14 protein-coding genes and 2 pseudogenes are annotated in these 14,462 nt (G+C 61.0%); 14 read left to right on the forward strand and 2 right to left on the reverse strand.

What is annotated here, in order from left to right:
* Window positions 1-4: 4 nt before the first annotated feature.
* The 14 genes and pseudogenes from CFB50_RS19295 (at window position 5) to CFB50_RS19360 (ending at window position 11,903) form a co-directional block, all read left to right on the forward strand.
* Window positions 5-1,420, forward strand: coding sequence for an amidase family protein (locus CFB50_RS19295; protein WP_089446901.1), 1,416 nt, complete (start codon window positions 5-7; stop codon window positions 1,418-1,420).
* Window positions 1,417-1,962, forward strand: coding sequence for an amino acid synthesis family protein (locus CFB50_RS19300; RefSeq protein ID WP_069250543.1), 546 nt, complete (start codon window positions 1,417-1,419; stop codon window positions 1,960-1,962). Before CFB50_RS19295 ends, CFB50_RS19300 begins: the two co-directional genes overlap by 4 nt.
* 52 nt (window positions 1,963-2,014) lie before the next feature.
* Entirely contained in the window at window positions 2,015-3,049 is a 1,035-nt protein-coding gene (locus CFB50_RS19305; RefSeq protein ID WP_069250544.1) for a porin, read from the forward strand.
* A gap of 45 nt (window positions 3,050-3,094) precedes the next feature.
* Window positions 3,095-3,280, forward strand: a pseudogene (locus tag CFB50_RS19310) (antitoxin Xre/MbcA/ParS toxin-binding domain-containing protein); the annotation flags it as partial.
* Window positions 3,277-3,351: pseudogene (locus CFB50_RS40435) on the forward strand (RES domain-containing protein); the annotation flags it as partial. The pseudogenes CFB50_RS19310 and CFB50_RS40435, both read left to right, overlap by 4 nt.
* Before the next feature lie 272 nt (window positions 3,352-3,623).
* Window positions 3,624-4,325: a competence protein CoiA family protein gene (locus tag CFB50_RS19315; RefSeq protein ID WP_089446902.1), complete on the forward strand. Its 702-nt coding sequence runs from the start codon at window positions 3,624-3,626 to the stop codon at window positions 4,323-4,325.
* Window positions 4,326-4,377: 52 nt separating this feature from the next.
* Window positions 4,378-4,932, forward strand: coding sequence for a hypothetical protein (locus CFB50_RS19320; protein WP_089446903.1), 555 nt, complete (start codon window positions 4,378-4,380; stop codon window positions 4,930-4,932).
* Window positions 4,933-5,217: 285 nt separating this feature from the next.
* Complete coding sequence (locus CFB50_RS19330) at window positions 5,218-6,717, forward strand: N-acetyltransferase (protein WP_217481561.1); 1,500 nt, start codon at window positions 5,218-5,220, stop codon at window positions 6,715-6,717.
* Window positions 6,677-7,135 carry a hypothetical protein gene (locus CFB50_RS19335; protein ID WP_144020672.1) on the forward strand — a complete coding sequence of 153 codons (459 nt, stop codon included), beginning with the start codon at window positions 6,677-6,679 and terminating at the stop codon, window positions 7,133-7,135. The genes CFB50_RS19330 and CFB50_RS19335 overlap by 41 nt, the downstream gene beginning before the upstream one ends.
* A gap of 2 nt (window positions 7,136-7,137) precedes the next feature.
* A complete protein-coding gene (locus CFB50_RS19340; RefSeq protein ID WP_089446906.1) occupies window positions 7,138-7,371 on the forward strand; it encodes a hypothetical protein in 234 nt (77 codons plus the stop codon).
* Window positions 7,372-7,481: 110 nt separating this feature from the next.
* A complete protein-coding gene (gene istA, locus CFB50_RS19345; protein WP_373452940.1) occupies window positions 7,482-8,960 on the forward strand; it encodes an IS21 family transposase in 1,479 nt (492 codons plus the stop codon).
* Window positions 8,953-9,750: an IS21-like element helper ATPase IstB gene (gene istB, locus CFB50_RS19350; protein WP_060091270.1), complete on the forward strand. Its 798-nt coding sequence runs from the start codon at window positions 8,953-8,955 to the stop codon at window positions 9,748-9,750. The genes istA and istB overlap by 8 nt, the downstream gene beginning before the upstream one ends.
* 368 nt (window positions 9,751-10,118) lie before the next feature.
* Entirely contained in the window at window positions 10,119-11,024 is a 906-nt protein-coding gene (locus CFB50_RS19355; RefSeq protein ID WP_373452962.1) for a Mu transposase C-terminal domain-containing protein, read from the forward strand.
* Window positions 11,025-11,033: 9 nt separating this feature from the next.
* Window positions 11,034-11,903 carry a TniB family NTP-binding protein gene (locus CFB50_RS19360; RefSeq protein ID WP_089446907.1) on the forward strand — a complete coding sequence of 290 codons (870 nt, stop codon included), beginning with the start codon at window positions 11,034-11,036 and terminating at the stop codon, window positions 11,901-11,903.
* A 730-nt stretch (window positions 11,904-12,633) separates the two neighbouring features.
* Here the strand turns inward: CFB50_RS19360 and CFB50_RS19370 are convergent.
* Window positions 12,634-13,365: a LytR/AlgR family response regulator transcription factor gene (locus CFB50_RS19370; protein ID WP_089446908.1), complete on the reverse strand. Its 732-nt coding sequence runs from the start codon at window positions 13,363-13,365 to the stop codon at window positions 12,634-12,636.
* Window position 13,366: 1 nt separating this feature from the next.
* Entirely contained in the window at window positions 13,367-14,440 is a 1,074-nt protein-coding gene (locus CFB50_RS19375) for a sensor histidine kinase (protein WP_089448371.1), read from the reverse strand.
* Window positions 14,441-14,462 lie beyond the last annotated feature (22 nt).

Raw genomic sequence — 14,462 nt, forward strand, 5'->3', positions numbered from 1 at the left:
CGATATGAATGATATATCCATGATGAGTGTCGAGACGTTGCTTGTCGAGTATCGACGCCACGCACTGTCGCCACGTGAGTGTATGGAGGCAGTGCTGGAGCGCGTCCAGCAGTTTGATCCGCTCGTGAATTGCATGTGCGGCTTCCATGCAGATGTGGCGCTGCAGGCAGCGCGCGAATCGGAGCAGCGCTGGATGCGTGGCGAGCCGCGCGGGCTACTCGATGGCGTGCCGGTATCGGTCAAGGATCTCATCGATGTACAAGGATTTCCGACACGGTATGGCTCATTGACGAGCCCGGACACACTGCAACGTAGCGATGCGCCTGCGGTTTCGCGCCTTCGCCGCGCCGGTGCATTGTTGTTCGGAAAAACGACGACATCGGAATACGGCAACAAGATTGTGACGGACTCCCCGCTCACCGGCATTACCCGCAATCCTTGGGATCGGCGCGTGACGCCGGGTGGCAGCAGCGGCGGCTCGTCGGTTGCGGTCGCGCTCGGCATGGGTCCTTTGTCGCTGGCCACCGACGGCGGCGGGTCGATTCGTGTGCCGGCGTGCTGGAGTGGCGTCGTAGGCTTTAAGCCCACGTTCGATCTCGTGCCGACCGGTGTAGCCGGATCCTGGACGCGACTGTCCACGCTCGGACCAATCGCGCGCAATGTGCGTGACGCCGCGTTGATGCTCAGCGTTGCATCGGAAGCGCACGATCTTTTTCGGTCAGAGTCAGATCGCCCGGTGGACTATCGCATTGGACTGGAGGATGGCGTCGCCGGGTTGCGCGTGGCGTATTGCCCTAGCATTGCGGGCGTGACGGTTGACCCCATGGTCGCTGCAAGTGTCGCTCAGGCCGCGGACGTATTCGCGGCCTTGGGTGCGCACGTCGAGCAAGTCGATGTGAAGCCGCTGGCCAATTATCTGGACAGTCGTATGCACGCGATTCAGTGGTCGGTGTTCTTTGCGCAACGTGCATGCGCGATGAGCGAGACGCAACGTGCGCAGCTCGACTCGGACGTACAGGTCCTTGTGCAGTCCGGTCTGCAAGTCACCGCGCCAGAACTTGCCGGTGCACTGCGTGCACGTCATCTGCTGGGTGTCGAGATGGCCGCGTTCTTCGAGCGCTACGACTTGCTCGTGACACCGGTGTTTCACTGCGGTCCATTGCCGGTGCCCGGGTTGCCGAAGACATTGCTCACGGCGCCTCAGCAGACATCGTGGTGCAACCAGACCGGGCTGCCTGCCGCCAGCATACCGTGCGGCCTGCCCGGTGGTTTGCCCACGGGGGTGCAGATCGTTGGGCGCCTGCACGCGGATGCACTCGTGCTGCGCGCCGCACGCGCCTACGAGTCGGCACGCGGCGCGTTTCCCACGGCGCCCCTGTTGCAGGGCGAGCACGCAGTGGCCACGGAGGTAACCCCGTGAGCGTTCAAATCGCAAAGATCGTGGTGCATCTGGTTGATCGGCGTGCCGAGTTGGGCACCGCGATCTATCCAGCGCACCGCCAGGCCATTGCGGCTGCGGTCCTGTCGCGGCAGAACTGGCGAACAGACGATCCGCTCGAGTTTCTATACGAGCTCGGTGCGGAGCTGGGGACGTCGCTAACCGAACACGCCCGATGCGCACTGGGTGTCCAACGCTCGGCCATTCAAGTGTACGGCAAGGCTGCCTTGGTGGGCACGGCGGTGCCGCTCGAGTGTGCGGCCGCACTGTTACATCCACGAATGGGTAAGGCGATACGCGCCTGTTTACCGGGGACTACCTCGCTCATTCCGTCAGTCACGAAGCGCGGCGCCGCAGGTGCGTGCCTGGACATTCCGCTGCATGGCGCGGTTGACATGTGGAACTTCGACCACTTCGATACCGCGTCGCTGATTTTGCCGGATTCTCCTGCGCCGGATGAACTCGTGGTGGCCGTCGCATTGGCCGAGCACGGTCGGCCGCTTGCGCGCGTCGTGCCCGCGTAGACGCGTCGCCCCGGTTGCGCGCGATCGATACGAACAACGAGGAGGAGAACCTATGCAGAAGTTGGTTTGGGGCATGGCGCGCGCTTGCGCCGTTTCGGTTGGGATGTGGGGCGCCACGGGAATCGTCCACGCACAGTCTTCGGTATCGCTTTACGGTTTGATCGACGCCTTTGTCGGCGAAACGCATGCGCCAGGCGCTGCCGGCAGTGCCTGGCAGGTTGGCTCAGGCGGGATGACGACGTCATTTTGGGGCGTGTCGGGATCGGAGGATCTTGGCCAGGGCATGAAAGCGGTATTCACGCTGGAGAGCTTTTTTAGAGTCAACGCCGGTCAGCTCGGTTCATTCAATGGTCAGTCATTTTTCGGCCGCAATGCCTTTGTCGGACTGAGCGGAGGCTTTGGGGAAGTGACGCTCGGGCGCAATACGGCACCCCTGTTCGTCTCCACGTTGCTCTTCAATCCATTCGGTAACTCGTTCGCGTTTTCGCCGATGATCTCCCACGGATACCTGGGCTCGGCTATGGGGGCGGCTTCCGTGCAAAGCGATACGGCGATCGACAGTTCGGTGTTGTATCAGACACCGGAGGTCGGCGGGCTCTCTGGAAGCCTGCTCTATAGCAATGCGGGTGTGGCCGGCCACACTGGGCAGGCGAACTATAGTGCCAACGTGCTTTACTTCGCCGGCCCGTTTTCGGCAACGGCTGCGGTGCAAAGTTTGCACACAGCTTCGCTTTTTCTTAACGGTGCGACGGCACAAACGGCATGGCTTGTCGGCGGTGCCTATCGGATCCACGCAACGAAGCTCATGTTCCAGTACGAGCGGGTGAGCAACAATAGCAACGTGACCGACGACACCGTGCAGGTGGGAGCAAGCGCGCGATTCGGAATGGGCAGTATGCTGCTGTCGTGGGCGGGCACGCGTCGGCGTCCTGTCACCGGTTCCGGTATCCGGTGGTCGACGTTCGCGTTGGGCTACGACTACCCCCTCTCGAAGCGCACAGACATTTATGCGGCTTGGCGCTATGACACGATTACGCATGCCTCATCAGGAAATGGCCTCGGAGCGGGCGTGCGGATGCGGTTTTGATTTGCTATGCAAACACGTCAAGTCGAAAGGCTGGTCGGTCCAGGGCGCCTCGCATGGATCGTTGCGACGGCCACCTCTGTCTTGAGCGACGAGGATGACGCACGTGAGTTCTTGTCGACCCCGCATCCGGAACTCGAAGGGCGTACCCCGCTTGATGTTGCGCTTACCGAACTCGGCGCGCGGCGCGTTGAGGAGCTGCTCTGGAAGCTCTTCTACGGGCTGCCGGCGTGAAATTGTTCCGCATCGCTGATACGCGGCACACGATTTGGAGCGGCACCGGCGCGATGTTGGTCGGTGGCCGCCGCTGGATTCCGATAGTGTCAACGCGAGACTGGCTGAACAATTTTGCCGTAGGTTTAGTGCCGCGCAATCGCGCTAAGGTATTCCGAAGAAGGCATTCGAGAGACGGCGTCTAGCGAAATGAAGGAGAACATATTAAGGACTATGTTACCCTTCATTTCGGGACATCCATGCATATACGCTATTTCCGGCGCGCTCCGACAACTAAAATTGTGTCGCTCCTGAGCCCCGGCGCTCGGGGCACCGCTCAGCACCCATTTCCCCGATCACGCTCATGACGCAAGCAGCCTGGACCCGCGACGGGCGTCCCGTAGACGCGGCCGCGTTCTCGATTTCCGAGTGGGATTTGCTCAAGGAGTCGACGCAGCTCGGTGACTTTCTGATGCCGTGTTGCAGGGCGCCGGCAGTGCTCAAGACGAGCATCAACGGCTTACCTTTCTTCGCTCACCTGTCGGTCGAGTGCGCCACTGCGCCGGAGACCCAATGGCATAGGTCGGGCAAAACCGCCGTTCTCGCGGCGCTGAACGGCATGGGCATCGCGGGTGCCGAGGAGGTGCCGGGGGCATCGCCAGGCGGCGACAGATGGGCGGCGGATGTGCTCTTCTCAGTTGCCGGGCGCACCATCGTGATCGAGCTGCAACGCTCCTACCAGCACCTGCGCGACTTCCTGCGGCGCCAGGAGCGGTACATCGCCTCGGGTGTCGAATGCTACTGGCTGGTCCGCCATGAGACTTTTCTTACCTTGAGCAGGTCGACAACACGCCTGCTGCTCAAGCGCGATTTCGGCAACGTGTTCCCGCGAGAAGGCATCGGGACCGGTATGCTGCCCGAGTTACCGGTCGCTATGTTGATGAGCACCGACAACGAGTTTCTGGTCTTGTTTGGGGGTATGAAGACAGCGACAGTCAGGACATGGCTGGCCGGTATCCTCGGAAGCGCCTACCAATATCGGGACGGCTCGTGGAACTTGGGTTGAGCACACTTGATGAGAAAATGCTTCGAATCTTGCGAGTGGAGAATTCAGTTCGATGATCGAGTACGTGAGCGACGCCCTGCTGGCGGCGCTATTTCCGCCCGGCGTTGGGGAGATGGATCTCTTGCGCGTCGTGGGGCCTGTTGCGGTCGACGCAGGGACCGAGGCGAGCGGGATCGACTTTGCTGGAACCCGTCACTTGGTATTTTTTGCCGATGTCATGGCGTACGCTGGCCACGACGAGCAATACATTCAGGACACGGCGGTTGCGTGGAACGGAGGATTCGTCCCGGCCCCGCAGTCTCGGCTGGTTAAGTTTTTTCGGGCTGAGGCGAATCAGGAGACGATGTTTTACCCGTCTGAGTGGCCATTGCCCGATCCGGCGATGATATGGCAGTTCAGCGAAGCACTTGGTATGGCCCTAATTGGTCATGCCGACGCGTTCCCTGAGACAACGCAGTACTTTTATATGCCGCAGACAGGTAAACTTGACGCGCTATATAATAGGCTCGCTAGGAAATTCGAGCGTGGCGAATTTGGGGTATCGTTTCGCTGCGTGACCCGGCCGGCGTCTGACGAAGGAGGTTTCTATGGCTTTGAACGCATCTAGCAAGCTTCGCCCGAAGGTGATAGCGCTGCAGAAGCGCGGGGTCGCCATGATCCTCCAGCGTACGGAGGCGGCGGCTGAGAGCGGCGCACTGACGGAAAAGACGGCTCGTGAAACGTACCGCGCGAAAGTGCGGGTGCGTACGCGACGCACTGCGGAATCGGAGTCGTAGCCGACCGCAGTCTTTCTGACCCAGCTAGGCGCCACCGAAAGGTGGCGTCGTCGTTTGTGGCGGGCGACTCGGCAGTGCGGCAATGGCAAAGAAGAACAGATAACGAGAGGTCATACGTGCCGCTGCAACTGCGAATCTTGCTGGACACCAATATCCTGATTCCGCTTCAGGACTCCCTTGCCGTGCTTGTGCCCAACCTGGCGCATGTGATGGAGATGTGCAATGGGCGCCATCGGCTTGTCTATCACCCTGCCTCAGTAAGAGACATCGAACGGGACCGTGATCCGGAGCGGCGGGAACGGACACTGGCGAGGGTCAACCAGTATCACCGTTTACCCGAAGGGCCCGCGTGCCCTTGGAACAATGGCGCGGGGTTGTCCGAGAACGATCAGTGCGACAACTCGATCCTGTATGCCCTGCAGCGAGACGCGGCTCACGTCCTGGTGACGGAAGATCGCGGGTTGCATGCCAAGGCGCTCGCGCGGGGCCTAGATGCCCGGGTTTACTTCATCCAGACGATCGAGGACCTGCTCAGCCGACTTCATGAGCCGGCGACCGTCGAGCTGCCGGACATTGTCGAGGTTGAACTGAACGAGTTGACCGATCAACTGGGTGAGCCGTTCTTCGATAGCTTGCGGAACGGGTACGCCCCTTTCGATAATTGGTTTCGCGAGAAGGCAAGGGAAGGGCGGCATGCCTGGATCTATCGCCACCCGCTGGCGAATGATCTTTCCGCGATCTGTATTTACGACGTCCAGACGGACGAGGAAATCACCGACACGAACGAGCGGCTCCAAGGCCGAGCGCTAAAACTCTGCACCTTCAAGGTGGGAGAGCTAGTCCGCGGTCGCAAGATCGGCGAGCTGTTCCTGAAGATGGCGTTTCGATACGCGACCGCGAATGCGTGCGAACACGTGTTTATCGAGGTGCGAGAGAACGCCAACCCTGACCTCGGTCATCCGGAGCTGATTGCGCTACTGCAGGACTTCGGCTTCAGTAGGGTAGGCAGTCGCAATGGTGATGGCGTCTACGTCAAGCACCATCCTATCGCCGCTCCCATTGCTGACCCTGCGGCTGCTGATCGGTTCGAGTACACGCGGCAGTTCTATCCTCACTACCGTGCCGATCAGGATATCCGGAAGTTCATCATTCCGATCAAGCCGCGTTATCACAACGTTCTATTTCCAGATCATCCCGATAATAACGGGCACCGGCCCCTTGGGCATGGTGAGCACGTCGGCAATGCGATCAAGCTTGCTTATCTGTCGCATTCGCCGTCGAGGCAAGTCCGGCGCGGTGATGTCGTCTTGTTCTATCGTGGTTATGATTGGCAATCGCTCACAACGCTCGTGGTTGTCGAGGATTTCATGACGCTCAGGGATCCGAATCTGATCGCACAGAAAGTGAGTCGTCGCACCGTCTATACGGACGCTGAGATCGCCCAGATGGCGCGCCATCCGACCGGTGTTCGAGTCATGCTCTTTCGGACAATTGAGCATTTCGAACAGGTGGTTCCCCGAAACCAGATTCCGCGGCAGGTTCGCGGAAATATTCAATCTACCCGCGAAATCGACGATGTCACTTTTTCCAGAATCCTCCGCGCCGCAAGGCGGTAGGGCCGTCCTGCTGTCGATCAAGCCACGTTTCTGCGATTTGATTCTTGCCGGCTCGAAGCGGGTTGAATTCCGTCGTAGCTGGCCGGGGCCGGATATCGGCGCGATGATCCTATACTCGTCTTCGCCCGTTCAGCAGCTCGTCGGCGTTGCGTACATCGACCGTATCGAAGAGCGAGATCCAAACGGTCTGTGGGACCTTGCACAAGTATATGGAGGCGGGCTGGATCGCGACGAACTGATCGGCTACTTTCACGGGAAATCACGTGCATACGGAATCCTGATTGACCACGTGAGGGTCGCGCGTAGTACCGTCGATCCGAAAGAGTTGTTTGCAGATTTTCGGCCGCCGCAGTCGTTTCAGTACCTCTCGCCAGACGAATTCTCGCTCGTGATGGCGCGACTCTTTCCAGGGGAGTGAGTATGAAGAATACGTTCGTCGCTGGCGTTCATGCCGTCGGAAAGACTTACTTGTGTAAGCCGGCCGCTGAATCTGGTGAATGGATCCACTCGTCGGCAAGCGCTCTGATCAAGCAAGAACTCGGCCGTGAAAACTGGACCGATGACAAACGCGTCGCCGATGCCGACAGGAATCAGCAAGCGCTGATCGCGGCCGTGAAGCGGATTGTTGATGTCCGCGCAGAACTGACCCACTAGAGCTGGAAATTTTCATCGAATTTTGACCCACGTGATTGAATGCTCTGCTCAATCTTTGAGCAGGGGATACAAAGGTGATCACGGTGGGTATATTGGCCAAGATCAGGCGGATGTATTTCCGCGAGAAGGTCCCGTTGCGCGAGATTGCGCGGCATACGGGCCTGTCCCGAAACACGGTGCGCCGCTGGCTGCGGCAGACTGATGCCGTCGAGCCGAAGTATCCGAAGCGCGTCAGCCCGAGCGTCATCGACGACTGGGCCGCACAGCTGACAGGTTGGCTGCGTGCCGACAGTCATCGCCCGAAGCGTGACCGGCGCACCGCCCGGTTCATGTTCGAGGCGATCCGCGCCGAGGGTTACGCCGGCAGCTACGGCCGGGTGAGCGCGTTCGTGAGGCGTTGGCACGAGGAGCAGGCTGAGGCGCCTCGCAGGCAGGCCTTCGTGCCGCTCGCCTTCGAACCCGGCGAAGCCTTCCAGTTTGACTGGAGCTGCGAATACGCTTTTATTGGCGGGCTGCGGCGACGCCTGGAGGTCGCCCACGTCAAACTTAACTCCAGCCGCGCGTTCTGGCTCGTCGCCTATCCCACACAGAGTCACGAGATGCTGTTCGATGCGCACGCCCGCGCGTTCGCCGCGTTCGGCGGCGTGCCGCGGCGCGGCATCTACGACAACATGAAGACCGCCGTGGACAAGGTTGGCCGCGGCAAGGAGCGTGCGGTCAACGCGCGCTTCGAAGCGATGTGCAGTCACTACCTGTTCGAGCCGGAGTTCTGCAACCGGGCTGCAGGCTGGGAGAAAGGCATCGTCGAGAAGAACGTTCAGGACCGGCGACGTCAGATCTGGCACGAAGCAGCGCTACGGCGCTGGGAAACGCTGGAGGTCCTGAACGAATGGGTCGCTGGTCAGTGTCGTGAGGCGTGGCACATGCGGCACCCGCAGTGGCCTGAGCTGACGGTCGAGGATGTGCTGCAGGACGAGCGTACCCGGCTGATGCCCAATCCACGGCCGTTTGACGGCTACATCGAGCAGACCCTGCGAGTCTCGTCGACCAGCCTGATTCACTTCCAGCGCAACCGCTACAGCGTGCCCACCGAGTACACGAACCAGCTGGTGAGCGTGCGCTGCTATCCGGCATATCTCAGCGTCGTCGCCAACGCCCAGGAGATCGCACGCCACGAACGCAGCTTCGAGCGGCACATGACCTTCTACGATTGGCGCCACTACGTCACGTTGGTCGAGCGCAAACCCGGCGCACTGCGCAACGGCGCGCCGTTCATCACGATGCCGCAGCCGCTGCAACTGCTGCAGCGGCATCTGCTGAAACACCCGGGCGGCGATCGCGTCATGACGCAGGTGCTCGCTGCGGTGCGCGAACACGGGCTCGATGCGGTGCTGCTCGCCGTACAGGCTGCGCTGGATTCAGGACGCCCCAGCGCAGAGCACGTCCTGAACGTGCTGAGCCGGCTGAAGGCGCCCGTCACGAATGGCAGCCTCGCCACGACGAAACTCCAGCTCAAGGAAGAGCCCGCGGCCGACGTGAGCCGTTACGAGACGCTGCGCGCCAACCCACCGGAGGATCGTCATGTCTAACGATATCGCGGCCCAGCTCAAGGGTCTTAAACTGCACGGCATGGCGAGCACGTGGCCGGAGCTGCTCGCGCAGTCGCGCCACACGGACTTCGAGCCGGAGCGCTTCATGAAGCAGCTGTTGATGGCTGAAACCGCCGAACGGCAGGTGCGCTCGATCGCCTATCAAATGACCGCTGCGCGCTTCCCGGCCCACCGCGACCTGAAGGGCTTCGACTTCGCGCAGGCACACGTCGACGAAGCGCTGGTGCGCGAACTGAGCGAGCTGTCGTTCCTCGAAAGCGCGCACAACGTCGTGTTCATCGGTGGTCCGGGCACTGGCAAGACGCACCTCGCCTCAGCGATCGGAATCGAAGCCGTACAGCGCCACGGCAAGCGTGTGCGCTACTTCTCGACCGTCGAGCTGACCAACGCCCTGGAGCAGGAGAAGTCCATCGGCAAACAAGGCCAGATCGCCCACAAGCTGATGTACGTCGATCTGGTGATTCTCGATGAGCTGGGCTATCTGCCGTTCAGCCAGACCGGTGGTGCATTGCTGTTCCATCTGCTCTCAAAGCTTTACGAGCACACGAGCGTCGCGATCACGACCAATCTCAGCTTCGGCGAGTGGGCGAGCGTGTTCGGGGATGCAAAGATGACGACAGCGCTGCTGGACCGCGTCACCCATCACTGCCACATCGTTGAAACGGGCAATGAATCGTGGCGCTTCAGGACCAGTTCTGCCAAGGCGAAGACGACAAGAAAGAGAGCAGCAAAACCAGCGGGTAACGAAGAGTTATCCACACCGGAATAGATGTACTACGCTGTCTCGGGGTGGGTCAGATTTAGATGAAATCGGTGGGTTAAGACTCGGTGGAAATCAACAGAGCGGCCCTCCCGAACGCTGCAGTTGCCCCTGGCACATTCCAGGTCCGACATCCGTTAGATATCGTGCAGGTTGATCACACGCAAGCGGACATCCTGCTCGTTAGCGAACTGGACGGACAGATTATCGGTCGACCGTGGCTGTCTGTGGCTCTCGACGTTGCTACGAGATGTGTGCTTGGCTTTTATGTCGCAATGGAGAGGCCGGGGACTGCGACGGTAAGCTTGCTCCTCTCGCGCGTAGTTCTACGGAAAGAGCCGTGGCTCGAAAGACTAGGCGTTGAGGCTGACTGGCCGATGCGCGGTATCCCACGAACGCTGCATCTTGATAACGCGGCCGAATTCAAAAGCCGTGCCCTTCGCAGTGGATGCCGCGAGTACGGCATTGAGCTGATGTACCGACCGGTGGGCAAGCCGCACTTTGGTGGCCACATCGAGCGGCTGAACAGGACCTTGATGGAGCGCGTGCGTGGCCTCCCTGGTTCGACTGGATCGTCAGTCAAAGGGCGCAAGGCGCGCCAGGCCGAAAAGACAGCTTCACTTACGTTGAAGCAGTTCGAGCAGTGGCTGGCTGTCGAGATCGGCAGGCGTTATCACTGCAGCCCCCACCGCGGTTTGTTGGGACTTCAGCCCGCGCAAAAGTGGCAGGAAACATGGCGAGCAGCGGATTCACGATGCTTGCCAACTCAACCGGATGCCGAACTGAAGTTTCTGATCCGGTTCCTGCCAGTCGCATCCAGGACCATTCAGCGGGACGGCCTGAAGCTCTTCCTGATCCGCTATTGGCATCCCTTGTTCGCGGCATGGCGGGAAACACGCCGGTCCGTGACGATCCGCTATCACCCAGAAGATCTCTCGCGCATCTTCGTAAGCGCTGGCAGAGGCAGTTTCGTTGAAGTGCGATACGCGGACTTGCGTCGGCCTCCCATCTCGCTGTTCGAACAGCGGGCAGCTTTGCGAGCTATCCGGGCTAGGGGACAACGGGCAGTATCGGAGAGGGAGATATTCGAGACTGTTGAGCAGCAGCGACAACTGGTCGTCACTTCCCAGCGGGCTACTCGAGCGCGACGCCGCATGGCACGTCAAGCTGGCGGTTTGGTTCCGAAGAGCAGCATCGAAGATCTTTCACTCACTGAACAGCGGCAGGTCGAGCAGGTGAACTACGACGCACCAGTTACCGCGTATGACGTTGAACAGTGGTAGGGGGCCAGCATGAAGCAGTGTGATTTCGCGCATCTGCTACCCGCAGCAAGAGATCAGGTCCTGCTCGGAAAAGAGGATCGCATAAAGGGTCTGCTACGTGACCGGTGGATCGACTATCCCCGAGCGACTGAAGCCTTGCAGCTACTGCAGCGGCTCTATGACACGCCGAGACGTGAGCGCATGCCGTGTCTTCTGTTGCACGGCGACTCGAACATCGGGAAAACCAAGATAACGGCCAAGTTCAGGCGAGCGCACCCCAGCGAGTTCGACGAGAGAACCGGGGTAGAGCGGTGTCCGGTCGTGAGCGTACAGATGCCTCCCACCCCTGATCAGCACCGCTTTTACGCCGCCTTGCTCTTTGAGCTCGGTGCGCCACATAACCCCGCCGCGGGGCTTGCCACACTCGAGCGGCTCGCTCGCGATATCTTGCGGCGGATGTCGCCGCAGATGCTAATCGTAGACGAGGTTCATCACCTGCTCGCCGGAACGTACCGTGAGCAACGTGCCTCTTTGAACCTTCTAAAATACCTGGCCAACGACCTGCAGATTAGCATGGTCCTTGTCGGTACGCGCGATGCCGTTCTAGGGCTTCAGACCGATTCACAGATGATCAGCCGATACAGACCATTCGAGATCCCAAGGTGGAGGGAAAGTGAAAGTCTTCGTAGGCTCATGGCTGCGTTCGAGAAAGTCTTGCCGCTACGAAAACCATCGAATCTGTCGCGACGTGAGATTGTCCAGCTCGTTCTCGAGATAAGCGGGGGGCTGACTGGTGCCATATCTACGATCCTCAACGAAGCAGCAGAGTTGGCGATCAGGAACGATGACGAGTGCATCGATATCGCTCACCTTGAACGAGTTGCCCGCGCGCATGTCTGACACCCACAGGCCGTGGCCCATCGCACCTCGCCCCTCGCCCCTTCCTGGAAGAGGCGTTTGGTAGCTGGTTGGGTCGAATCGCGGCGCGGTATCAGACGAGCGTAGACTTGATCTGGGAATCGGGCACAGGCGTAGCGATGCCTAGCCTGACCAAGGCCGGCTGGATCCTCTTTCCCCCAGTTCCATCCCCAGCCCTGAGCCGTCTATCTCGCGTTGCGCGGCTCAACGACGGCATTCTGAGCATGATCCAGACGCCGCATGAGTGGGTCTTCGACCAGAAGTACTTGGTGTATTGCTTCAGATGTCTTGTTCTGAACGACGCCGATGTCACTGCATCACGGTGGAAGAGGGAGTGGCTCGATCCGTCAGCCGACTACTGCCGGGTGCACCACAGCCTGCTCGAGACTGTTCCGCAATCGATTTTCGCCAGAGCTCCGAATTTCGAGGCCGCGCTGCGGGCGATATCACGTTATCGATGCCCACCGCTTAGGCTGAGCAAAACACTACGCTAGCAGTATTAGTGAACATTGCTAGCACTCCTTTGGGCACGGCTAGCATTGATTGTGAACTCCTACAGTTACAACCGGAATGCGCAACACAGCCGCGAGGCGCGCACCCAAGCCAGCGGGGCTTTGGATTGGGCGTCGTGCGCCCGCACGGCGGCGTAAGGCACGCGATCTTCGCTTCCGCTGACCTCGCCGTCCGCGTGCCGAACAAGTTGACAATACCGTTACATCTGCTTGAACAGCCCGGCACTCCCCCGACTGACAGGCAGTACATCGCAGCTCCCTCGCAAATGAATGCGCAGGCGCCCAAGCAGGTCGCGTTCGATGTGATCGATCGCCGCATACGCGACGATCACGCCGCGATGCACCTGCGCGAAACGCTCGGTATCGAGCCGCTGCAGCATTTCCTTGAGGGGCGTGCGGATCACGTGCCGCTCGCTCGCGGTCACGACTTCCGTGTATTTGTCCGCCGCCTGGAAATACAGCACGTCGTCCACCGAGACGAGCCGGGTCGTGTCCCGGAGGCCCACGGTCAGCCACCGGATGGGCGCGGAATCGCGCTGCTCCTGCGCGCTGGCCAGCAGCGCGGTGTCGGCTGGTGCGGGGCCGCCGCGCTGCAGCTTGACGATGCAGCGGAGCAGGCGATCGTCGGTCACGGGTTTCAGCAGATAGTCGATCGCCGACTGATCGAACGCCTGAACCGCGTACTCGTCGTAGGACGTCACGAATACGACGTGCACGTGCGGCACGAGGCTCGCGATCTTCAGTCCGTCGATACCGGGCATCCGGATGTCGAGGAATGCGAAATCCGGGCGCTTCGCATTCAGCTCGGCGAGTGCGTCGACGCCATTGCGCGGCATCCCGACGATCTCCAGTTCGGGCCACAGCGTACCGAGACGCGCTGCGAGCTCGGCGGACAGGTTGGGTTCGTCGTCGGCAATCAGGGCAGTCGGCATATCAGGCAATCGGGATCTGCAAGGTTGCGGTCACGCCCCGCATGGCGTCGGCATTCGTGCCGACCGATACGCAGCCGCGCTCGCCATAGAGACTGATCATTCGCGCGCGAATGTTCGCGAGTCCCACGCCGCCGTGGAGCTTCGTGCCGCCGTTGCCGAGTCCCGCGCCGGTATCGCTCACGCTCAGGATGAGCAGACCGTCGTCGCGCGTGCCGCGAATGCGCACTTCGCCGCCGTCGACCGACGGCTCGATGCCGTGCAGCAGCGCATTTTCGACGAGGGGCTGCAGCAGGAGCGGCGACAGCGGCAGGGCCCGCAGCGTGTCGGGCACGTCGATCGCATAGCGCAGCCGTTCCTCGCCGAGCCGGATCGTCGCGATCTTCAGAAGCGCCTCGACCAGTTCCAGTTCTTCCCCCAGCGTGGAGGTGGCCTTGCGCGTGCGCCCGAGGCTCGCGCGCAGATAACGGTTCAGGCTGTCGAGCATCGTGGTCGCGCGGGCCGGATCGCGCTCGATCAGGCTCTGCACGTTCGCCAGCGTGTTGAACAGGAAATGCGGCTCGATCTGGGCCTGCAGCAGCGCGAGCCGAGCGGCCGTTTCGGCCTGGCGCGCCTCGGCGGCCTCGCGCCGCTGGGTTTCGAGCGACGTGCGCATGCGAGCGGCCTGCACGAACACCGACACGAACGCGCAGGCTGCACCGGCGACGATGAACGACGAGCCGTAGGCCAGCCAGACCTTGACGCCTGCATGGCCGAGCAGGTGCGGGACGTGCCCGATCGTGGAGGCCGCGATTTCGAAACCGATGAACACGCTGGCCGGCGCGACGATCAGGATCTTCGGCACCAGCGCGAGTTTGCCGCGCACGAGCCGGTCGATCGCGATGCCGAGCAGCGTCGCGCTGAAACCGATGCCGTTCGCGACGACCAGATACGGCAGCAGCGCCTCGTTGCGGCGCGTTGCCCAGAAAATCAGCCCGACCGCCGAGTTGAAACACAAAAGGCCCAGCAGCGAGCGGCCTCGATGCGCGGGGCCGACATGCGGTTCGGACGACAGGAAGGCGAGCGGCTTGCTTGGCATGGCAGCGAGCAGGGGCGGATTG

The organism is Burkholderia sp. AU33423 (genome assembly GCF_002223135.1).
In the GTDB taxonomy this organism is placed as follows: domain Bacteria; phylum Pseudomonadota; class Gammaproteobacteria; order Burkholderiales; family Burkholderiaceae; genus Burkholderia; species Burkholderia lata_D.

Excerpts from the sequence above, each read along its gene's own strand:
- CFB50_RS19295 (WP_089446901.1), top strand. The coding sequence starts at position 5 with ATGAATGATATATCCATGATGAGTGTCGAGACGTTGCTTGTCGAGTAT.
- CFB50_RS19305 (WP_069250544.1), top strand. The coding sequence starts at position 2,015 with ATGCAGAAGTTGGTTTGGGGCATGGCGCGCGCTTGCGCCGTTTCGGTT.
- CFB50_RS19315 (WP_089446902.1), top strand. The coding sequence starts at position 3,624 with ATGACGCAAGCAGCCTGGACCCGCGACGGGCGTCCCGTAGACGCGGCC.
- CFB50_RS19320 (WP_089446903.1), top strand. The coding sequence starts at position 4,378 with ATGATCGAGTACGTGAGCGACGCCCTGCTGGCGGCGCTATTTCCGCCC.
- CFB50_RS19335 (WP_144020672.1), top strand. The coding sequence starts at position 6,677 with ATGTCACTTTTTCCAGAATCCTCCGCGCCGCAAGGCGGTAGGGCCGTC.
- CFB50_RS19340 (WP_089446906.1), top strand. The coding sequence starts at position 7,138 with ATGAAGAATACGTTCGTCGCTGGCGTTCATGCCGTCGGAAAGACTTAC.
- istA (WP_373452940.1), top strand. The coding sequence starts at position 7,482 with ATGTATTTCCGCGAGAAGGTCCCGTTGCGCGAGATTGCGCGGCATACG.
- istB (WP_060091270.1), top strand. The coding sequence starts at position 8,953 with ATGTCTAACGATATCGCGGCCCAGCTCAAGGGTCTTAAACTGCACGGC.
- CFB50_RS19355 (WP_373452962.1), top strand. The coding sequence starts at position 10,119 with ATGCGCGGTATCCCACGAACGCTGCATCTTGATAACGCGGCCGAATTC.
- CFB50_RS19360 (WP_089446907.1), top strand. The coding sequence starts at position 11,034 with ATGAAGCAGTGTGATTTCGCGCATCTGCTACCCGCAGCAAGAGATCAG.
- CFB50_RS19370 (WP_089446908.1), bottom strand. The coding sequence starts at position 13,365 with ATGCCGACTGCCCTGATTGCCGACGACGAACCCAACCTGTCCGCCGAG.
- CFB50_RS19375 (WP_089448371.1), bottom strand. The coding sequence starts at position 14,440 with ATGCCAAGCAAGCCGCTCGCCTTCCTGTCGTCCGAACCGCATGTCGGC.